The sequence below is a fragment of the Psychrobium sp. 1_MG-2023 genome (genome assembly GCF_030689115.1).
GTDB lineage: Bacteria > Pseudomonadota > Gammaproteobacteria > Enterobacterales > Psychrobiaceae > Psychrobium.
The window spans coordinates 1-21,670 of the sequence record NZ_JAUYVJ010000009.1 but is presented as its reverse complement, the minus strand read 5'-3'; the positions used below and the strand labels follow the sequence as shown (position 1 = coordinate 21,670).

Genomic DNA, 21,670 nt, shown 5'->3' with positions numbered 1-21,670 from the left:
CTTGTTACAATCCATTTGCGACACTCACCTGTATTTTATTTAATTAAAAGATCTCATACTCTTCAAGATCGTCACGAGATAGGTCTCGTAATTGTTGGTGAACCTTTCTTTCAACGGCTATAAGTTTACGGCGCATGTACTCTTTATCTGGACGTTCATGTAAGCCAGTAACTAGCTGTGCCATCGCATGCTGTATTGGGTGAGACTCTTTGAGGTTATCAGTCATGGTAAATACTTCTCTACGTTGCTAAAACCCTGCTTAATTTTTCTTCGAAATTACATTACTCTGACAGAATGTAAAGTGCTTGAAAAACGAGCGCTTCATTGTTAAGTATATACCTATGTTTAATACGCGAACGTTTTTTTTTAGCGCTAGCTTATATCCTATTGAAAGTAATATAACTAAAGATTGAAGGGACGTGATAATGACAGAAAAAGTACTCCACTTAGCGGTGGTGAATGCTCAAGAGGCTATATTTTCAGGAGATGTTAAATCACTTCAAGTGAGCGGGTCATTAGGAGAAATGGGAATATACCCAGGGCATGTTCCTTTATTAACCGCTATTGAACCTGGCTTTGTAAGTTTAGAAACGGCAAAAGGCGACCAGCAAGTGATTTATGTGTCTGGCGGTATTATTGAGGTTCAGCCTCGCACCGTTAATATCCTTGCTGATGTGGCTATTAGAGGCAAGGACTTAGATCAAGAGGCGGCATTAGCCGCGAAAAAAGCGGCAGAAACTTATCTTCGAGAGAACCCTAAAGGGAGTGCTAGTATGGACTATGCAGCAGCGCTCGCAGAACTAACGAATGCGATTGCACAACTTAGGGTATTGGCTATGTTACGCAAGAAAAAAGGCCGTTAATGAGGATCTAGCACTTCGTCCGTCTTAAAAACAGTGACATTGTTACGTCCATTATGCTTTGCTTGATATAGTGCTATATCTGCTCGATCGATACCGTGATCGTAGCTGACTTGCTCTTGAGTGGTGTACAAGCCAATGCTGACAGTACAGCTCACACTATTGGTATGATCTGTAAAGGTTGCTTTCTCAATAGTGCTTCGAAGTGATTCTGCAATAATGCTCGCTTGTGAGCCGTCGCATTGCTTGAAATAGATTAAAAACTCTTCACCACCCCATCGAACTGCTAGCTGATTATCACCGATATTAGAACGAATAATGGTGGCGACCTTGCTGATAACAATATCGCCAAAAGCATGTCCGTATTGATCATTAATAGATTTAAAGTGGTCAATGTCAATCAGAAGAAAAGAACTATGAATAGGTGTTAATGGTGAGTCGCTTTCAACGTGCTGATAAAATGCCCGCCGGTTTAGCAGTCCTGTCATATGGTCTGTTGAAGCTGTTTTATGTAATTGCGCGACTAAATTGCAATGTAAGCTAATCCAGCGCTGTATTCCAAGACAAATAATCAAAAAACCAGCTGTTTGAATAATATCTTCATAAGAATTATCTAAGATATTTGGCTGAATAAAAAACTCCTCAAAAAAATCAAAAAAAAGGCCGAGGTAAAGCAGCGAGGCACCAATATTCATAATCCAAAAGACACTGCGTGATTCTTTTAACCGATCGATATAAAACATAATCACTAGGCTAGCAATGAGCATTGTGAATTCTGTTAATACTTCAATAATTTCTTTTGGCGGAGTAATCGCTCCAACAGAAGCTTCATATGCTAATAAAACTATGGAATAGCTAATGATTAGGGTCTTTAGTCTCACTGGCCTCATTTTTATTGTCATTAAATCACTCACTAATTAGATTATTACTTATATTAAGCTTATAAAAAGATTGCACACTTAGCTGAATATTTAATTATTCTTTTGATTGAGAAAGTGATTTTTTTGATTTAATTGTATAGGTATATCGTAATCATACAGATGAGTGCTTCATGCCACTCGGATTTTGTTTTTATTGTCAGGGTTCAGCTGAACCTGTGTTTTAAATCGGGCCCAAATCGACACTGAAGTCGCATAGAAAAATGCCCTTTGATCGTTCAAAATAGTCAGTAAGTTTAGCCATCGCTCTTTTATGGGAGAGCAACGTATTTAAACCTTATATAACCTAGAGCAACTTCATTGACTCATTCCAAGTTGCCCGTTATTTGAATATTAATCTTTCGTTGCCTTAATGGTTTAGTTGAAAGTTTAATGAAGTATTTAAAAAATAAAGAACGCTAAGAAGTATTATGTCATCTGTTCATCCTAAACTTATAGAAAGCTTAGTTAACCAAACCCCCAGAGCGATGGTGGCAATGCTGATCGTGTCATATGCCTATTTTTGGATATTCATGCCATTCGTACCATTGGCATACTTAACTATTTGGTTGGCTTTTCAGGTGCTGTTAGCGGCGTATCGTTTACATAATGCAAAATCGTTTACCTATTATTTAGCGCAACAAGATCAAAATAATCTCACACGGAATGAGAAGTATTTTATTGCTTCTAATGTATTTCAAGCGTTCATGTGGAATGCATCATCAGTACTATCCATTATATATGCCCCACAGCCTTTTGAATTAGTCAGTTTTGTGATGAGCATAGGGATTATCACAGCAGCAGCTTTATCGATGTCATCGCTGTATAGGGCTTATTTGACCTTTTTCTTTTGCATGATCATACCGCAAATTGTCATTATGATTTATTACGGTCAGCATCAACATACTGGCTTAGTGGTTTTAGCTATTATTTACATCCCAGCGACGATTTTACTGTCTAAAGCGATACATGATAGCCGCTTGTCGAGTATTCAAGCACATGATGAGTTAAAAAGAAGTGTTGAGGAGCTACATCACTTATCGACGATTGATAACCTAACCAATGTACACAATCGGCGTTATTTTTTTGAAGTATCTCAAAAGTTAATTGCTCTGGCCACCAGAGAGAAAACGAGCGTCTCGCTTTTAATGCTTGATATCGATTTTTTCAAAAGCATTAACGATAACTATGGGCATCAGGCAGGGGACTTTATCTTAAAAGAATTAGCGAACAGTATCGGTAAAACCTTACGTGAAAGTGATGTGTTTGCTCGAATTGGTGGAGAGGAGTTTACTATTTTACTCAATCGCACCTCATTGGATGAAGCTGCTAATATTGCAGAAAATATTCGTAATGCTATTGAGACTAAGAGCTTTATTAAAGATGGGCTTTCAATGGATATTACCATCAGCATTGGTATCTCTGAGCTATGCCAAAAGCACGCATCAATTGAAAGTTTATATCAGCATGCTGATCAGCAGCTTTATATTGCTAAAAATAATGGTAGAAATCGAGTCGCTTATAAAAAATCTGATATGCTTTTAGTCCAAAAGGCAATGGCGTAAAAATTGAAACTAGGATTAGTAGATGTTTAAAATGTATCTAGCTTACCTAGTCATTTAGGTTAGGTATTATACTAAAAGTCGGAGCTACAGCCCCGATAGCCCAGTACCATTGATCACCCTTAACAACTCACTCTAGCGATTTGTGGTAGGGCAAGGGTCATAATCTTCTCTTTGTGAACGTGATATTGCTTCCTTGACTAATAAATTTGCAGCTTCTTTTTCACCGAAACGTTCACGGACCTTGACCAAGTACCAGTAAAGGTTTTCATCAAGCCAGGTCAATGTCATCGCTTTGTTAAACTGCTTGGTGAATGCCTCCTTGCGGAGCTTATCCTTTTTATGCTTATTGTCCTTAAGTGCATCTTCATTGTGTTCGGCCAAATGAACAAAATCTTGTAAGGCAATGCCGATGTGTGAGTTGAATAATGTTTTCGCTTGCACTTCTAATAGTTGACCTAATTCTAAGCAAAGGTTAGCTGTTATATCATCGTAACTCTCTTTCTGACGACAAAATTTTACAATAGCTGAAACGTTCATGGGCTTCGCCGCATTGATCCCGATTGCCGTACTTCGATTACTGATGTGGTTTCCAACTCCGCTTCCTTTTAGTGCCTGCATATATACTTCGATATCGCTAAAGAAGCGTTCATTGAAGTGAGTTGACTTTGTGACTTCACGCATTGCATTTAACGTCGCCAACTCATTTCCGCTTGCCGCATGATAATTAGCGATTTGATACCATAGCGCACCATTGTTACCGTCAATATCAGTCGCATTTTCAAGTAAAGTTTGGTTGCAAGCAGGATGTGTTAACGAAGCTGTGCATAAATTGATCATCTCCATGAGTACAATGCTATTGTGTGGGAAGCGACCATTAAACGATGACAACAGATCGAGTCGTGATTTATCATCTGGTGGAACTGAGAATAAGGCATAGGCGAGCTGTTTCGATGGCAGTGACGAGCTGCTCAAAGACTGTACATACGATTGACGTATTTGCTCTTCTTGCTTTGTTTCAGGTAAAAGTTCAGGCAAAAGTTCAGGTTCACATTCGACAATGTAGTGTTCCTCTTGACCTTCAACAATCTCAAGGGGTCTGCGATTGTCAATTATTTTTGCGTCTGCTGATTTTTTTACAACCTCCTGAATAGCAATCTTGGGAAGTGTTTCACTCGTTACCACTAAGGGCTGCACACTAACATTGGTCGTCTTTTCTGAGCTTTGTTCATCATTAATGAAGAGTAACGTAATGCAAATGATGGTGAATGCAATGATTGAAACTAGCCACTTAGACATGACATTCCTCCCTGTGGGAGTCGTACGATTGAAACACTCTTTGCCAACTAACTAACATGCCGCATCCTTGTGAACATTGAAAATCCCGACGATTCTCTAATCGAGGATGTCATAAAAAGCCTTTAAAATAAAGGGTTAGTTGTCATTCGGGGCGTGTTGGTCTTAAAGTGTGCCTTGCTGAGCTGCTTTCTGATTTAGTGACAATGTATTGATGAAGAGAATACCAGAATGAAAAATTAATCACTAATGTGCGATTACTTTTGCTTCCTTTCAAGCTACTCCATTTTAAATTGGTTAACTATTTAAAATGGAGTAGCTTGAAAGGAAGAGCAGTGTTCTGCACAACTATAAGTAATTCAGAGGAAGCTTAATATTAATTTTATACCCATGCTCAGTTAGGATAACTATCTCTCCTTTTAACGATTGAACTCGTTCTTCAATACCTTGTAGTCCAAAGCCAGATTTACCGATAACTTTTTCTGCAGAGGATGACTTATACTCATTAGGTGAGGCCTCGTTAATTTTAGTCGAGCCATTATCCCGCAGGGATACATTGACGCTAGCTTCATTGATTTCAACTGACAAATGAAATGTTGTGGCATTACTGTGCTTGAGCGAGTTTGTTATCGCTTCTTGGCATATTCGATATATTGCAATTTGAAATGCGTCAGGGAGTTTATTGATGCCTTTATCGACAGAGGCAACATACTCAATGTTTGCCTTGCTTAGATTTTGTTTAAACGTTGAGCCAGTTAACGTTTCTTCTAGCCCTAAGTCATCCAGTACGCGTGGTCTAAGCCAGTGCATTAATTGATATACCGACTCATAAATTGCATTAGCATTGTCATTAAGCCCTTTCAACATAGCATCTGGCGCTTTTTCTAATAGCATATGTTGAATAACTTTCAGCTCTAGCTTTAAAGCCGTTATGCTTTGACCGACTTCATCATGAAGTTCTTGAGAAAGGTATTTTCGCTCGGTCTCTTGTACGTCCACAATTCTGGCAGCGAGTTGGCTGTTTTTATTAAGAGAATGTTGGAGTTTATTATTGTTTAACAATAGTGCAGCGTTGGCTTCTCTTAGTTCTGTCACAGCGGCACCCAAGATCAATGCAGTCAATGAAACTGTGATGACATATACTTGGCTCTCTATGGTATTTTGAGGAACGCCTGTAATAGCGACTTCAATAGTGATTAAGGTGTTTGCTGTTATCATTGCTGATACACCACCGAGCCAACCAAAGCGGTAAGCCATCCAAGCAACGGGAATAAAAGCTAATAATCTAACCAAATAGTAAGTGTCAGGTCGTTGCCAAAAGACGAAGAGGCTAACAGCTGAGATGCTTATTAAAGCGGTTAACCCTCGAATAGTGTCAGTCTTATTTATCCGCTGTGTATTTTTAATGAACCAATGGATTAGTAATATGGGTGGGATAATCAATAATTGACCAATGAAATCCCCCAAGGCCATGCTCAATTGATGGATAAGCCACTCATCCCCTGTGATGTTATGCTCGAACTCAAACGCCTCAATGAATAACAACCAGTTAAATATATCAATAAAGGCTGCTAAGCCAAATAGGCATACGACGCCCTTCACGCTGGTCAGAGAGGGGACTCCGCAAAAGTACCTATAAGCAAACATAGAAAGGAAAATAAAGAATTGTCGCTCTAGCCCATAAAACAATTCGAAGTCAAATACACCAGTGTTTCGGGAGATGATGTAGGCCGTATAGAGTCGTAGTGCCACCCATAACGTTATCCAAAACCTATAAGGTAACAGTAGGAATATGATTAGATGCCAGCCAGCATTTAAATACCAATTTGCTTGCCCGGGAATTATTTCCATAAACATGCTAAGATCAAAGAATAGAACGGACAATAAAATACAAATGACCGCTACAGAAAGTTGCTTACCACACTCAATGGCACAGGCTTGACTATCAATTCTTTTTGGCGATAGGGTAGTGATATTATGTAAGTTCATGTAATCGTATGTGGCCCTCGTTTAAAGCAATCTTTAATAGTTCGAACTGATTTTTTACATTTAATTTCTTGTATATATTAGATCGATGAACATGAGCCGTTTTGGGCATGATATTAAGACTTGAAGCAACTTCTTTTGCGCTAAACCCTTTAGAAAATAATGGAAAAGCTTCTAGCTCTCTTGCGGTGAGCAGAGATATTTTTTTATCTGTTTGCGGTGGTTGATAGTGAAGTTTTTCAATGATGTCTTGGCTTAAATAACGTTTATTTTTGATGAGTTCATTGATAGCGTCTAGTAACTCATCAGAGGCCGAACGTTTAGACACGTAACCCCATGCACCAGCGTCCAGAGCGTCTTGAACGTAAGGGTTGCTATCATACATACTGACGACGAGGGGTTTGACTGTTGGGTATGCTTTGCTGATGAAGCGTACGAACTCAATGCCACTTTTGCTACCTAATGAGATATCAATAACAAAAATATCTACATCGAGACCTTTCATAACCATTTGTGCGCTGTCGTAACAATCGACTTCAGCAACAACTTCCCAGTCATCGATAAGCTCGATAAGTTTTTTAAAACCATCTCGTACGAGTTTATGGTCATCAAGTAAAGCTATCTTCATTAACCTACTTTCCTTGTAGTTTTAGTTGTGGCTAATATACCAGATAAAATTAAATGCTTGTTACTCAATCCATACTTTGTTTGTTGGTATACGAATAATTTTACCCGACCGTGAGCCGCTAGTTAACCTCAATTCAATTAAAGGGCTTCTTCCTGGCTTTTCAGGTGGCAGCATTTTTAATACTATTCCCTCTCGCTCTTGATGCTCACCGACTAATACAGGAAACCCAATTCGGCTCTGAGCTTTACTTGTTTTAGGGTATGAAGTAACGGGAGTCTCTTCAATTTGAGCTATCCAGTCGACAACCTGTTCTTTTGCGTCTTTGACAACACTTTTGGCAACTTTATAAGTATCAGTATTTACAAGGAAGTATGAAAGTGCTCTTTTGAGTGTGTCAAACTCTTCGATGAGTGGCTCATGGACATGCTTCTTTTGTTTCCATGCTCGATGAATTGTGTATTGACTGCCATTTACTTTGCTTAATGTGGTTGTCACTTGAGTTAATTTACTGACCCAAGAAATAGAGTAAGTCTCATTTCCAAAATGTTTAAACCTTAAAATAATTGGGCCTATAATTTGTTTAATTAACATTGGCTCGTTTGTTAAATTATTTAGTGACTGTTGCTCTGGGAGAGAGGCTTTCATCAAGAGTCCCTTTGTATTTTCCTACTAAGCTTTGACTAATGGTTCCATACTAGTCTTACTCGCTTTAGGTCATAATAAACTAAAATATCTTGATGTTATTTAATCTAAAAAATGATTAGAGTTCTATTGGTAAGTTTCCTACTTAGCTAGGAAATATTCTTAGATGTTTGTGCGGTAAGTTGATTGGTGGAGCTAGTTTAGGTGATAAAAAATGCTGTTGTTTTGGCTGCGCCCCCTTAATTTTCACTTTTAGTGCCGCTGTTTTTCTGCATAGAGGTCGTATCAACTGGCTAGCTCGATTCTGAGTTATTATTGCTGTGTGTTGTATGATACGTGAAAATAAAAGGGGATAGTTTCGTAGGGGGAATTAAAGTAAACGTAGGAATATTTAATATATGGAAGTTGGTCGATAAGTCAGCTTCGTAAATTCTTGATTACTGATGTTAAAGAAATTCATAGTTAGTGACCATTCACGTGTGTAACAAGCAGTGTAGCAAACTGTGCAATAAGACGAAATGATTAGTTAAAACGTTCTTAAGTATTGATATGTATATAGTTTTATTTTCAGTGATAATATTGGTAACACATCAAAAATTGTCAGGGTAAGTTAATAATTAATACACAAATAACTGCAATAGACATAAGCAGTCATAGACCAGTTCAGTAGTTTAAGTTCATTCTTAAGAAAGAGCGGACAATAAAAGCAACGCATTTTATATGAGTCCGCAACCGGCTAAAGCCTGTGGGCTCCATAAAACAACATAAAATTCTTTTTAAACAACTCTAAATCGACGCTCACAACAAAAAGCCGATTAACCAATATTAACAAAAATTAAATCCACAATGGGTTGAAATTTAATCGATATATCCCCAGTTCTATTGATATAGGATATGAGTATCACCTTCCCAGAAAAATAAATATTAAATTTAAAACCATTCCGGTAACGGTTTGTGATCTTTGCCATTCTGATCCAGATAGGTGGGCAGCTAACGAATAAGGGAGTTTCAACATAATGAAATACAACGCTACACCGCTTCTCAGTAAAACTACAGAGAGCTTTCTTCCACTGATCACACCTACGCCGTACCAAATAAAAGAGCTGAAAGAATACCGGCGAATTGTAAGGGAAGCAGTTCGCAATACCTTTCGGACTTTGAATAATGCGTTTGAGCAGGATATGCATGGTAAATGGCAGCTATCTGAGAAAGCCAGTCAACTCCCTTTCGCAGAGCGGTTGCGACAACTTAACCCTGCTCAAAAGGCTACTTTAGTCCATCTTAAGCCGAAATTTAACAGCCAAGGCAGTTTTGTTTATAAAACTCTAAACCTTCCTTGCCATAAGCCACCACAGCAAATAGATTTGGATGACGGTGTCTATCTTCCGCTAGATATCTTCCGCGATAGCCCGATCGTGTCAAAAGATTTATTTTTCTTCATTGTTGATAACACACTCATTGAGCTCGCTGAAGATATGGGCTGGAAGTTTAAGCCGAAAAATACATGTGCCCGCTTAATCGTCAGCGATTTAATCCACATCGACATTCCACTTTATGCGATTCCCTTGGAGAGACACACTGCCATGTTAGCATCAATGGACGCTAAAACAATAAATAACTGGCTGACAGATTCACGTGCACTTCTTGCAAGAGATGATGTATATCTGGCTGTTCGAGATAGTGAAAACTGGGTTGTTAGCGACCCTGCCACGATCAGCGAGTGGTTTAAAAGCAACATTAATATGCACGGTGAGATACTTCGTAATGTTTGTAGACACTTGAAAGCGTGGAGAGACTATAGGTTTCCAAGCGGTGGTCCTTCATCAATCGCTCTGATGGCTTGTGCAGTGAAATCCTTTAATGACATCACTGTAGAGCGTGGAATTAGATTTGTACAAGAGCAGGAAAGTGAGGCATTGATGCTCTGCGCGAATCGGCTAGGGCAGCAATTGATTGATAGTATTCCGAATCCTACTGACGAAAGAAAGCCACAGTTGTACCCGCAATCGAATATGTCAGACACCGAGATAAATCAGCATTATTTGGCAGCTGAAGCTTTAGCTGAAGAGCTGTCGTTTGCTTTGAAGCAAGCCAGTAACAAACAAGAGACTGTCGACAGCTTCAGGCGAGCCTTGGGTGAGCGGGTGCCAAATCGGCAAGATATGATCCATGTTGTTACCGGGGTAACGGCAGATATTATGTCAAAGCCTGCCAAGACGAACCCCGCTCCAGTTGTGCCTAATGGTGATGCTGGATGACATGTGCACTGGACCAAGTTTCAGACGAGCTATTAGCGCACGGATTTAAATACGCTCCCGTTCTTGATTCATATCCGGTTATGCCTGCGTTCATACGGGTATTTGCTTCCAGTTTAGGTGAATTTACAGTTCATTTACCTATTAGCGATCCTTCGCTTTTGAAGTTGCCAAAGCCAAAACTGTTGTCTTTGCCTGATGAATTAGCTGGTGTTCGCCTGCCTCACTTGGAAGGCAATCAAACAATCTGTTTATTCGATGAGGCAACAAAGAATATTGACCCACTCAACCCCAGGGCGTTAATCGCTGCTTGCATCGAGCAGCTTGAGCAGATCATTGAAGGCTGGGCTAAAGGTACCAGCCGTTTGGATATCGCAGCAGAATTTACTAGCTATTGGTGTTTTCATAAAGCCTGTTACCTTTATTCTAGTGGCTCCGATAGCAAACTCTACAGTTTTGACAGGAAGCAGCTTGATGAAAGCATAGCTACTGAATATTTGATTGCAGGTAGTGTTTCTGAAGCTTTGAGTTGGGCGCTCAAAAGAGGGTTCTATCCAAGAGGATCGATTGTCAACCCATCTGAATTGTGCCCAGTTATCCGTGTTAGTGTGAAGCAGCCCTTCTACATACCGTTTGATGCAGATTGGCCGCTCACAACGCTAGGAAGTTTCCTAGCTTGGTTGCGGCTAGTTGATCACAATGCAACGGCTAATTTGGTGGATAAGCTTCGGAAAGAAGCAAAGAATCGTTCTCACTTCTTTATCCTACTGAGTCATGAGACAACATATATCGGGCTACAATTGACGCTGGAGCGTGCAGGAAAAGTTGCGTTAGGTGTTAACCTTCCCAAGAGAAAAAAGCTTAATCTAAGACAAACATTCTCCACGCTGACCAAGCATCATTGTTTGTCGAAGTTCACTCGTTTCTTAGTGGAAGATGCCACGAAGGAGTATATCTATCAGCGAAACACCACCACGTTCAAAGGGCTGCAAGATATGCGAATTTGCGTGATTGGCTGCGGGACTGTTGGAGGGTATCTATCCCAGAGTTTAGTCCAGTCAGGTGCTGGTGTCGGGCGTGGTGTTCTATGCTTCTATGATGCAGATATTCTAAGAACTGGTAATCTTGGTCGACACATTTTAGGAACCATCTATCTGGATGAGAAGAAAAGTGATGCCATGGCACATTACTTCCAGCAACAAGGTCTGGCTCCAAACTCTAGGGCAGCAGGTGAATTCACTCGAACAGAAATCGACAAACCGTGGGATCTTATTGTCGATGCGACAGGTGAACAAGGCTTTTCATTAATGCTCACAAAATGGTATCACGAACGGAATGTTGCGACATCAAGACCAAATATTATACATAGCTGGGTTTCCGGCTTCGGACACCAAGCTAAGGCGCTAATTTACACCGGAGAGGGGGCCTGCTATGCATGCCAGTTTAATTACAACAGTAGCCCCCGCACAGACAGATATCAATCGTTTAGCACAAAGCATGCACAGGGAGCCAGTCAATTATTCAAACGTACTTGCGGCGAGTCACACCTCCCTTTCGGTCCGGAAGCAAGCATGATTGCTGCTGCTTTAGCTATGCGCCTTTTAAAGCAAGAGCAGGAAGGAGAGGTGAATTTCTTACAAAAAGCTATTTCGCCGAAAGCTAGGCAATATCCTGAAAAAAACATGTCACCAATGAAAAATTGTCCTATATGCCAGAATTGATAGCTGTCCAAGGCACTGAGATAATGATTTTGATTCAGAATGGAGTGCTGCAAGCTCTAGAGTCTCATCGGCAGTTGAAACTAAAACAAGCTGAGTCGGGGGGAATATTGATTGGCGAGTACCGTGGTGAGCACATCAACATTGTTGAGGCGACGGAACCCTCCAGAGGCGACAGGCGCTCAAGATATAGGTTTTTCCGGCGAAGTGAGAGACATCAAACTTTAGCCACAAAAGCTTGGAACGAATCAGGAACAACGAAAACGTTTATTGGTGATTGGCATACCCATGCTGAAGATCACCCCTCTCCATCTTCGATTGACACAAAAGACTGGCGCCGTAAATTCCAGAAACGCCCCATGGTGGTAATCATTCAGGGTCGTATTTCACGCTGGTATGGATACTGGGATGGGAAAAGTTTACTAGAGGCTGGTATTATTAAGTAACAAAAAACATTCTAAGTTTAATCAGTATTTTAAAATCCAGGAAAACGATTTATGTGGGAAGTCTTAAACTCTAAAGTGCGGTTGTGGTTGGTGGTAACTCCATCAGTCTCGCTTTTTTTCTTTTACTTTAATGTCATTGATCAACCGTTGATTAGGTCGCTGTCATTCACTGTAACGTCACTAGCATTCTTAGTGTGGGGGGTTGGCAGGTATGCTTGGAAGTGGATCTACTTCGACTGGCTAAAAGAAAATTTATGCCCAGACTTTAATGGTCGTTGGATGGGGGAAATATCGTCAAATTACAATGATGGTACAAAGGTGTCATTCCCGATTGAGATTGAAGCCGACTTCTTTAGAATTCGAATGAAAGCAAATACTACCGTTGGACGAACCTACGCTGATTATTGTCGGGTCGTAAGAACAAAAGACGATAAATTTGAGTTAGCTTATATGTTTGAAGGACATAACAAAACCCAAACTGAGACAGATACATCTTTTTATGATGGTGCTGCCAGAGTAATTGTTGATGACGTTAAAACGATGAGGATGTCAGGTTTATTTTGGACAAATCGTTGCTGGAATAAGAAAGAAAATACCGCTGGTACTATTACTTTTGAGAAAGATTAATTGCCAGCTTTCAATAGACACTAATACGCCTCACAGCTTAGTTAATTATCTAAAGCTAAGCTATTGTTTGATGTGTTAATGATAGTTACTGGGCACTTTGTGACCGATAAGGTTTTTGTTACCTTCTATTTATTAGATTGTTACATGAACCTTTCAATGCACGACAACATCAAAATAAGAATCATGTTAGGGCTGTAATATAACCCTAAAGTTCAATAGTCTATCGCCTCCTTGATGGTGGTTTTTCAGTAAAATTAAAGTAAAAATATCTAGAATTACGCCTCTATTCAAAACGGTATAGATTATCTTAGGTCCTTATGACCTGTAAAACTAATTAATATCGTTAGTTTTTAAGTATATGTTTACATAATCACACATATTACCTCATTTTATGTATAATTCTGACCCTAACGTGTTTAAGGGTTTTTATTTTGAAGTATATTTCTATTGATGGTGATGACATAGGTCGTAAAATCACCTCGTGCTATCTAAATAACGATGAAAATAAATTGCAGTTGATTAGCCATGATTTAGAAAATGTGACCTTAGCGATTGCGGATTACTTAATCGATAATGGATTTTCTATCGTCTTTCGAGCGGCTGACGGCGTAGTCGCGAGCACTACTAACGAATGTAACTTTTCCAAAATATTTTCTGATATTAGCTCTTTGCACTCAAATGGAATTACTTTTTCAGCAGGGGTAGGAGAAAGTCTGCGAGAAGCATATATTGCTCTGCTAAACGCCAAAAGCAGTGGTAAAAATTGCTTATCATGCTTTTCTGCTTTGCAATAGGATTATAGATGTTTAGGATTATAAGATTTGATCTTTTATTAAGATACGTTGTAATTTTATCTATAATTATTAGTGTATTAGCTTACTTTACTTTGCAAAGGCTCTTTGAACCTTTGAGTATTTTCAAGTTAATAACTATATCATCAATATCGTCACTTATAATTATGTTCATTTTGCTATCCCCATGGTTCTCAAGAAAAGTATGGGCATGTATTCGAATGTTTAACAAGAATTTATACCCTGACCTTAATGGGGTTTGGGTCGGCCATGTAACAACTGAAGAAGATGCTAAATTTGAGGTGCGAGCATTAATTAGACAGTCATTATTAATAACTGAAATCGACCTACATGGCGAATCTGTAAAGTCGGTGACATTGGAAACTACACCTACGATAGAGCACAATCAAAAGAAGCTTTACTATGTGTATAACTCTACGCCAAAAAACCCGGCATGGGGTTCATATGTTGGTTCAACAATATTTGATGTCATTGAAGATAAATCGGCTCTTAAGCTTTCAGGAAAATATTATACTAACCGAAAATCTGTTGGAAGAATAATGCTTAAACGAATTTCAACAGAGTCCGTTGCAGATATATCTTTTTATTAATTGCCTAGCAAGCATCACAGTAAAGTGCGTAACATAGATTGCTTATTTTAAGTTGACTTAGGTTAAATAACCAGATTAATTGGCACTCTCTTAGATGTTAAATAGGCTTCGTAGATCATGCTCACTAAGTCATTTTACTCTGAATAGAACCATAATGAGATGAGTTAACGTTAATGTCTATTAACAGGATGACCCACTCTATCGCAGGAAAAATAGAAAGCCATACCTAGAAGTGCATCATATAGTAAGGTTAGCTGATGATGGTGACGATACTGTTGAAAATGCCATTGCTCTTTGCCCCAATTGTAATAGAGAAATGCACTATGGTTAATTTAAGAAGTGCAAGGCTTTGTCACTTAACCGCATATTTTAAGGTAGATATGAGTTTATCAATATTGAATAGATATAAGGCCTGTTTTACCTAATATCAAAACACTAAACGCTTGAACAAATTTACTCTTGTTATAGAATCGTTTGACACAGGATGTGGAAAGAGTGAGGAAAATGGATAATAAGGATATAAGATATGCGTATGCACTTAATGCCAGTGCTAACTTAGTACATATATCAGAGGTCACTAATCGGAACGAAACTTTTAAGTGCCCCGGGTGCGGTATTGAGCTGACGCCTGCTTTAGGTGAAATACGAAAGCACCACTTTCGCCATGGTAAAAATGGTTGTGGATTTGAATCATATCTCCATAGTGCAGCAAAGATCACGTTTTATAATCGCTTTATTCAAGCTAAACATAATAAACATCCCCTCCCCATTTTACTTGCGCGACGAATAAATTGTCGTTCCTACAAAGCCGATATTTTAAACAAATCAGGTTTAGAGTGTATATCTATAGTTGACGCAGAGTATGATCTGACAAAGCTTTTTGACAAAGCTCAGCTTGAGCGATGCGATGCTGATACCAACTTGGTTCCTGATGTATTATTAACATGTGCTAACCTACCTAAACAAAAATGCTATATAGAGATATTTGTAACACATCAATGTAGTGAAAATAAGGTCGCACAGAACATACCCATCATTGAATTTGATGTGAAAAGTGAAGAGGATATTGAGTATATAAAAAATGGGATATATAACCAATCCAGTCCAATTATAACCTTACACCACTTCAAAGTGAAAGATAGAAACATAGACGAATGCAGGGAGAGTTGTTCAGAAAAAAACAGGGCAATAGCTTTGTGGTCAATAAGCCCTGCGGGGCGCTTATCTAAAGAGTTATGCGCTTTATCTCAAATTAAGCAGGAAGTGTTACAGACAAGGACTTGCTGGCCTGATGTGATAGATGAGCAGATGGAAAGACTATTGATTAAATCAATGCTTGAACTCAAAGATCCTGAGAACGACTTCCCTAACTGCTTTAGGTGTAAAAGCTTTTTATACCATTCAAAGAACCGAATAACATGCAAAATTAAAGATCATTTAGTTGGTTATGACGAAGCCAAAATATGCATGCACTATGAGGTTTCAATTGACTCATAAAAAGCTAACACATGAGCAGTTGAGAGTAGTTAACCATTCTTCTGGACACGCTTTGGTACAAGCAGTGCCAGGGAGTGGTAAGACAACAACTATGATAAAGCGAGTTCAACGCCTCATTAATAATGGAGTAAATCCAGCTAATATATTGGTTTTAATGTATAACAAAGCTGCGCAAATAAGTTTTACAGAAAAATTAAAGGTAACGTTAAAGAGCAGTATGGGAGTTACAAACGTTAAGACGTTTCATGCTTTGGCAAAACAAGTTATAGAGCAGGCCCAAGACAATAAGCTGCTGCCATATAAAAAATTGTTGATACCCACGGCCCCTCAGTACCAATCAATAATTAGAGAGGCTTACAATATAGGCCATGATACTAGAGATGAGTATGTTGACAATAAAGAGATTGAAGACTTTGAAAGTCAAATTTCTAAATTTCGTTCTGATGCGATAACTCCTGAAGAGTTAGATAATGATCCATTATTTGAAGAAATTTTACAGGCCAATAAGGTAGGGTATAAGAGATATATTGATTTACTTGAAGAGCTAGAGCTACGAACCTTTGATGATCTTTTAATTGACGCATCAGTTTTTTTTAGAAAATATCCCCTTAATATCCCTCAGTATTCTCATATTATTGTTGATGAATATCAGGATGCTAACTATATTCAGCATAGGTTATTAGTTGCGCTTGCAAAAAATAACGCACAAGTAATGGCTGTTGGTGATGTCAATCAATGCATTTATGAGTGGAGAGGAAGCAAGCCCGACTTTATCTCAGGAATTTTTTCTAGAGATTTCAATAACCCGGTAAGGTACCAGCTCTCTTGTACGTTTAGGTTTGGGCACAAAGTTTCTCTAATGGCTAATGTTCTTATCGCGAAAAATAAGAACAAGGCCGAAGGTCTATGTATTAGTCACCCTAGTAATATTAATACTAGTATAGATGTAATCTCATGCGACGAAACCATAACCTTAGTAAGGCAGTCAATACAAGCCGTTAATTCAGCACAAGGCTCAACTGCATTCATTGCTCGCTCTAAAGCGCAATTAGTAGAGATTGAATTGGCTTTGAAGTTATTGAAACAGCCTTATATTTCATCATCCAAGAATTCGATATTGTCTAGGTATGAAGTCAATTTACTTGTTATGTGCTTTATTCTGGTTATATATAAAGGCATTTCATTTATTTCCAACCATGAGAAAATTTCAAGCTTGCTGAGCAGTTTTCTTAATAACTCAGGCCTAAGGTGGAAGAAAGGAGAAAGTAAAAAAATAAGACAGAAAATAATAAGGGCACCTGAAGACTTTTGGTTGATACTTAATAAGCAACTTCCTACAAGTTCACAAAACCCAAATAAGCAAGCTGAACTGTTGTCAAGTTTGAAACAACTAGAAGGGGGAGATATAGCTGCCTCTAGCTTATTGAAGAGTCTTATAAAGCTTGGAATAATTGAAGCTATTGATGAGGGTTCCCCTGTTCGTCAAGTTCTCAACGATAGAGCGAGAGGTGTTGATAAAATTGCTGAATTGCTAAGTTCGGTTGATATTTCAGCTACAGAGTTTGTCAATCTCATATTGTCTGAGCCTATTAGCGCACCTCTCGGGGAGCCAGTAATTGAATTAGCAACGATTCATGCATCAAAAGGTCTTGAGTGGGATAATGTCATTGTCACCGGACTGATAGATAAAGAGTTTCCGGGAGGGGCTAGTGCTAGGCCGCAAGAAATAAAAACAGCAGGCGCTTTAGAAGAGGAAAGAAGGTTATTTTATGTAGCTATTACTAGAGCAAAACAAAAGCTAACATTGCATACACCTACAGATGACCTCTTAGAGCGTTGGTTGAATAATAGGCGGTCATCATCTCCTAACAGAAGCGTAATTGCGAGTAAGTTTGTGTTTGAATCTGGCGTATCAAGTGCAATATCTATCGGTGAAAAAATACACCAAGGGTTGAGCATTACAAATATTCGCAATAGGTCGCAACTGCTTAATCGCTATACTTCATTGCTTAGGCGTTTGTAATAAGGTTGTTGGATGGAAACGGCAGGACCTTATTTACCAGACAAATATCTTTATTTTACAATGGTATTGAAGTGGTCAAGTAAAACTGGCCACCTTGTTAGACCGTTTCAAGAATAAATTAAACATAAGTTATGAGATATAAACACGTTCATTAATGTTTAGATAATATGGAGAAGACGGTGACTAACTCACTATCAAATCAATTGAAAGAAACCTGTGAGGGGCTGGCTAAGGGACAAAAGTTGATTTTAACTAATATATCGACAAGTAACATGTTTCTCCCACCGCTTGAAGAAGTAATGAATCAAGTTGGGTTTAAATGGAGTTTGTATATTATGCTCCAACACTTAGTTTCAATTACTGGTATAAAGTTAGGTATTTCTGATACATCAATCCGAAACTTATCAGGTACAGGTGTTGGGAAGAACACGCAAAGTAAACTTATAAACTTTTTTTCAAAAATCAGCTGTCATATACCTAAGCTGTCCTTGAGCAGCAGCACCATTTCAGATGTATCAAATGGGGCTAGGTATGCAGAGTGGAGGCAGATGATTAAAGGCTTCAACTCAAAAAATCATCTTGATTTGGAGTTGTTAATTAATTTTCTAGAAAAGCGGTGTGAACAAGAAAATCTTCTTTATCAGGGAGCTCGTGAAATGCAAGGGTTGCAGACACTGAGAAGTGATGTTGATAAAGCATCATGGGTGTACAAGTTTTGGTTTGAACACACAAAACTAAATAAGGAAGATATCCATTCACTAAAAAAATATGCAAAAGAAAGGGTTAACAGAAAGCCTTCAATAGGCGATTTAAAAACATTAAGCATTCCTGCCTTAAAAATGCAGTTAGACTTTTACTTCGAGATGATGGCGCACTTTGAAGTTGGGTTGATTAACTACTACCGTACATACTACCCGTCGCCAGAAGAGTCTAAGAGGCACGATTTATTAGAAACAGGGTTCTTCATAGACCTATTGCCCAAAGTCTTAACGCATGAGTCAACACGAAATGAGCTTGTCTTAAGTGCTCCTTTTGAATCATTTTTGAATAACCTCAGATATAAACTAAACCCGAAGGCTTATAAAGAAGGTAATGAAATAAGCTGGTATGAGTTAGCTAAGCATATTCCTTTAGTTAATAAGAAAAGTGAATCATCTGCTACGTCAACACAGCGAACTAAAACTGAACTTCTTAATGACTGGCGAAAAGGGGCATCTTACCCAAGGCGAGATGTTGTAAAAAAATTCCTAGTCAATATATTGGGATTCGAAAGTCGTGGAATAGAAGAGATTGCAATGATTGCGATTGCTTTAAACAAAATGGTTGATAAGCACTTAAATGAATTGTTTAAGTCTCTTCCCGGTATTAGTGCAATTGAAATTGGTGAAATTATAGAAGAGACATATGATAACTATAAGATGTATTGGCAAGACTGCAAAATAACGCATCTAAAAAAAGGTTAGTTATGAATAAACGAGCCTGTAAATAATTTTGTGTAACTGCCTTTCAATCAGTACCCTATGTGGGTCAATGGAAGGTAGAACATGAATAAAAAAGAACTTGAAGTATTTGCTAAGCAAGCCGCTAAAGGCATTAAATCTGAAGCAGACTTAAATGATTTCAGAGCCATGCTAACCAAAATCACTGTTGAGGCAGCACTCAATGCTGAACTCGATCATCACTTGGGTTATCAAAAGAATGAGAAGGTATCTTCCGGCAATAGCCGTAATGGGTACTCTCGTAAGCAAGTACAAACTGAAGATGGCGCTTTCGAACTAGAGACTCCGCGTGACCGTAATAGCAGTTTTGAGCCTGAAATAGTTAAAAAGAACCAAACCCGCTTTACTTCCATGGACGAGTGATCAAAGTTAGGGAAAACAATAAAGTTATCAACAAAGCTATTTTCTTAGCACTTGGCGTTAACCTAGAAGGTCATAAAGAGCTGCTAGGGATGTGGATTGCTGAAAACGAAGGGGCTAAATTTTGGTTAAACGTGCTGACCGAACTTCAAAATCGCGGCCTAAAAGATATTCTTATCGCCTGTATTGACGGGCTAAAAGGCTTCCCTGATGCAATCAATACCGTCTTCCCGGATACTCAAATCCAGCTTTGTATCGTACACATGGTGAGGAACTCAATGAAGTTCGTGCCATACAAAGACTACAAGGCCGTTGCTGCTGATTTAAAGAAGATTTACCAGTCAGTGACTGAAGAGGAAGCATTGCTCAATTTAGAGCGTTTTGGCGAGAAATGGGACGATAAATACCCGAGTATTTCAGCATCCTGGCAACGACATTGGGCTAATCTCAACACGCTCTTTAATTACCCTCAGGACATCAGAAAAGCGATTTATACCACCAATGCTATCGAGTCATTAAATAGCGTCATCAGAAAGGCTATCAAGAACCGTAAACTCTTTCCAAATGATGATTCGGCTAAGAAAGTTGTCTACTTGGCCATTATGCAGGCATCGAAGAAATGGACAATGCCGATTAGAAACTGGAAACCGGCATTGAATCGTTTTATCATTGAGTTTGAAGACCGTATCGCAGACTATATATAAATTAGGTAGTTACACAGAATCTGTTACAGGGTCGAATAAACGTAACTAACCTATCTGTGCTTATTTTTAACTATTACACTTAATAATCATCATCATCGTAAAGACACTGTTCTTGCTTATTTGTACAACTTTCACAGAGCTCTCCTGTAACACTGCTATTATCTGAACTATCATAATATATAGAGCAATAGCACTCGGAACATTGAATGTTCATGACTTAATTACCTTTCTTCGGGGGGTTATTATCACGTTTCTTTCCTGATGGCTCCCCAGTTTTGCTAGGCCAGCCAGCTTTTTTTCCAGTTTCTTTCTGAGATGGTTTCACGAATAAGTTTTGCATATTATCTTCCTTTGTTTTTTAGTTAATGTGTTTGAAAGCTAGGTGATTTTTGGTGCTATAGCCTTGCTAGTCAACGATGACAATAATTGCAAAGCTGGAAAGTAAAATATAGGGGGGTAGGGACAACAATTTTTAATTGAAATGAGTAGAAGCTGATTAGCTTGACCTTTCATTTATCTTTGCTGTGTCTTATATGGTGCGTGAAAATCTAGAGGGACTAGCTGCGTGAAGTTTGAGTTGACGTTAAGAGATATTAACGTTAAATGCCCTATCGCTTTATTATGGTGAATACTAAATATTGAGAAGTGTATTCACAATAATACTGAACTCACTAATGTGAAAGTTAACTATTCCTTTTAAAATCAGAATGAGGGCTTAAATCTATTTATGAGTTATTACATATTGAGTACCCCGAGATAAATAGAAAGTTTAGGGAGTGTATAAGAAAACGAAAAACAAGGTGATGCCCCAGCGGGCGAACAAAGTGGAAAGAGTGGAGTAAGTCTTTCGAGGAAAAAAGCGGCTGCTACACGAAAGAATAATAAAGAGGTGGATAAAAGTTGGTGTCTATAAGAATTAATGAGCTTTTATATGGGCGAAGCAGGCAAGTTAAAAGTGATGAGTGAGTTAAGGTGTTGCGATAGAAATATCGATATTGTCGTTCAGGTTGAGTAGTCGGTTGATTTTTATACTTAGAAAAGTAAACTTAATTATGAAATGTAGCACATACGTAGCACCAAATTGTTTGGTGAGTGACTGCTAACTGGGAAACCGTTTATAAATGGTGGCCCCTCCGTGACTCGAACACGGGACCTGACGATTATGAGTCGTATGCTCATATATACCCCTTGTATACACTTACCAATACTTACAAATAAATTGCCATATGTTTAGAAATGTCATATTTA

Annotated in this window: 18 protein-coding genes and 2 pseudogenes; 13 read left to right on the top strand and 7 right to left on the bottom strand. The window is 38.6% G+C overall.

Translation table 11 applies throughout. The features are described from left to right. Nucleotides 1–43: 43 nt before the first annotated feature. Nucleotides 44–226, bottom strand: coding sequence for a hypothetical protein (locus Q8W26_RS06400; RefSeq protein WP_101214354.1), 183 nt, complete (start codon nt 224–226; stop codon nt 44–46). Between the two features lie 199 nt (nt 227–425). Between Q8W26_RS06400 and Q8W26_RS06395 the strand changes: the two genes are divergently transcribed. Continuing rightward, a complete protein-coding gene (locus tag Q8W26_RS06395) occupies nt 426–863 on the top strand; it encodes a F0F1 ATP synthase subunit epsilon (protein WP_101214353.1) in 438 nt (145 codons plus the stop codon). Here Q8W26_RS06395 and Q8W26_RS06390 read toward each other — a convergent pair. Continuing rightward, nucleotides 860–1,741: a GGDEF domain-containing protein gene (locus Q8W26_RS06390; protein WP_305472790.1), complete on the bottom strand. Its 882-nt coding sequence runs from the start codon at nt 1,739–1,741 to the stop codon at nt 860–862. The genes Q8W26_RS06395 and Q8W26_RS06390 overlap by 4 nt on opposite strands. Nucleotides 1,742–2,208: 467 nt before the next feature. On the opposite strand from Q8W26_RS06390, the gene Q8W26_RS06385 reads away from it, so the two are divergent. Further along, entirely contained in the window at nt 2,209–3,342 is a 1,134-nt protein-coding gene (locus Q8W26_RS06385; RefSeq protein ID WP_305472788.1) for a GGDEF domain-containing protein, read from the top strand. Between the two features lie 132 nt (nt 3,343–3,474). Here Q8W26_RS06385 and Q8W26_RS06380 read toward each other — a convergent pair whose 3' ends face one another. The 4 genes from Q8W26_RS06380 to Q8W26_RS06365 all read right to left on the bottom strand — a co-directional run bounded on the left by Q8W26_RS06380 (nt 3,475) and on the right by Q8W26_RS06365 (nt 7,894). Continuing rightward, nucleotides 3,475–4,638: a hypothetical protein gene (locus Q8W26_RS06380; protein ID WP_305472786.1), complete on the bottom strand. Its 1,164-nt coding sequence runs from the start codon at nt 4,636–4,638 to the stop codon at nt 3,475–3,477. A gap of 345 nt (nt 4,639–4,983) precedes the next feature. Beyond that, nucleotides 4,984–6,624, bottom strand: a complete 1,641-nt coding sequence (locus tag Q8W26_RS06375; RefSeq protein ID WP_305472784.1) for an MASE1 domain-containing protein — start codon at nt 6,622–6,624, stop codon at nt 4,984–4,986. After that, nucleotides 6,611–7,249, bottom strand: a complete 639-nt coding sequence (locus Q8W26_RS06370; protein ID WP_305472782.1) for a response regulator transcription factor — start codon at nt 7,247–7,249, stop codon at nt 6,611–6,613. Before Q8W26_RS06370 ends, Q8W26_RS06375 begins: the two co-directional genes overlap by 14 nt. Before the next feature lie 60 nt (nt 7,250–7,309). Further along, nucleotides 7,310–7,894, bottom strand: coding sequence for a hypothetical protein (locus Q8W26_RS06365; RefSeq protein ID WP_305472780.1), 585 nt, complete (start codon nt 7,892–7,894; stop codon nt 7,310–7,312). 1,013 nt (nt 7,895–8,907) lie between these two features. Here Q8W26_RS06365 and Q8W26_RS06360 point away from each other — a divergent pair. The 11 genes and pseudogenes from Q8W26_RS06360 (at nt 8,908) to Q8W26_RS06310 (ending at nt 20,422) form a co-directional block, all read left to right on the top strand. Next, a complete protein-coding gene (locus tag Q8W26_RS06360; RefSeq protein ID WP_305472778.1) occupies nt 8,908–10,149 on the top strand; it encodes a CBASS cGAMP synthase in 1,242 nt (413 codons plus the stop codon). Further along, nucleotides 10,146–11,867 (top strand): ThiF family adenylyltransferase, encoded by a 1,722-nt coding sequence (locus Q8W26_RS06355; RefSeq protein ID WP_305472776.1) that lies wholly within the window; start codon nt 10,146–10,148, stop codon nt 11,865–11,867. Before Q8W26_RS06360 ends, Q8W26_RS06355 begins: the two co-directional genes overlap by 4 nt. A gap of 23 nt (nt 11,868–11,890) precedes the next feature. Then, complete coding sequence (locus Q8W26_RS06350; RefSeq protein ID WP_305472774.1) at nt 11,891–12,310, top strand: Mov34/MPN/PAD-1 family protein; 420 nt, start codon at nt 11,891–11,893, stop codon at nt 12,308–12,310. A 51-nt stretch (nt 12,311–12,361) separates the two neighbouring features. Further along, the gene (locus Q8W26_RS06345) at nt 12,362–12,937 is read left to right on the top strand and encodes a hypothetical protein (protein ID WP_305472772.1); all 576 of its coding nucleotides are present in this window, start codon (nt 12,362–12,364) and stop codon (nt 12,935–12,937) included. A 431-nt stretch (nt 12,938–13,368) separates the two neighbouring features. After that, nucleotides 13,369–13,731, top strand: a complete 363-nt coding sequence (locus Q8W26_RS06340) for a mCpol domain-containing protein (RefSeq protein ID WP_305472771.1) — start codon at nt 13,369–13,371, stop codon at nt 13,729–13,731. A gap of 8 nt (nt 13,732–13,739) precedes the next feature. Further along, the gene (locus tag Q8W26_RS06335; RefSeq protein ID WP_305472770.1) at nt 13,740–14,339 is read left to right on the top strand and encodes a hypothetical protein; all 600 of its coding nucleotides are present in this window, start codon (nt 13,740–13,742) and stop codon (nt 14,337–14,339) included. 226 nt (nt 14,340–14,565) lie between these two features. Beyond that, nucleotides 14,566–14,670 (top strand): annotated as a pseudogene (locus tag Q8W26_RS06330) (HNH endonuclease); the annotation flags it as partial. A gap of 173 nt (nt 14,671–14,843) precedes the next feature. Then, nucleotides 14,844–15,836 (top strand): hypothetical protein, encoded by a 993-nt coding sequence (locus Q8W26_RS06325; RefSeq protein ID WP_305472768.1) that lies wholly within the window; start codon nt 14,844–14,846, stop codon nt 15,834–15,836. Further along, nucleotides 15,826–17,859, top strand: a complete 2,034-nt coding sequence (locus tag Q8W26_RS06320) for an ATP-dependent helicase (RefSeq protein WP_305472767.1) — start codon at nt 15,826–15,828, stop codon at nt 17,857–17,859. The genes Q8W26_RS06325 and Q8W26_RS06320 overlap by 11 nt, the downstream gene beginning before the upstream one ends. A 179-nt stretch (nt 17,860–18,038) precedes the next feature. Beyond that, entirely contained in the window at nt 18,039–19,322 is a 1,284-nt protein-coding gene (locus Q8W26_RS06315; protein ID WP_305472765.1) for a hypothetical protein, read from the top strand. An 81-nt stretch (nt 19,323–19,403) separates the two neighbouring features. Next, a pseudogene (locus tag Q8W26_RS06310) lies at nt 19,404–20,422 on the top strand (IS256 family transposase). 217 nt (nt 20,423–20,639) lie between these two features. On the opposite strand, the gene Q8W26_RS06305 reads toward Q8W26_RS06310, so the two are convergent. Further along, the gene (locus tag Q8W26_RS06305) at nt 20,640–20,762 is read right to left on the bottom strand and encodes a hypothetical protein (RefSeq protein ID WP_305472764.1); all 123 of its coding nucleotides are present in this window, start codon (nt 20,760–20,762) and stop codon (nt 20,640–20,642) included. Nucleotides 20,763–21,670: the final 908 nt, after the last annotated feature.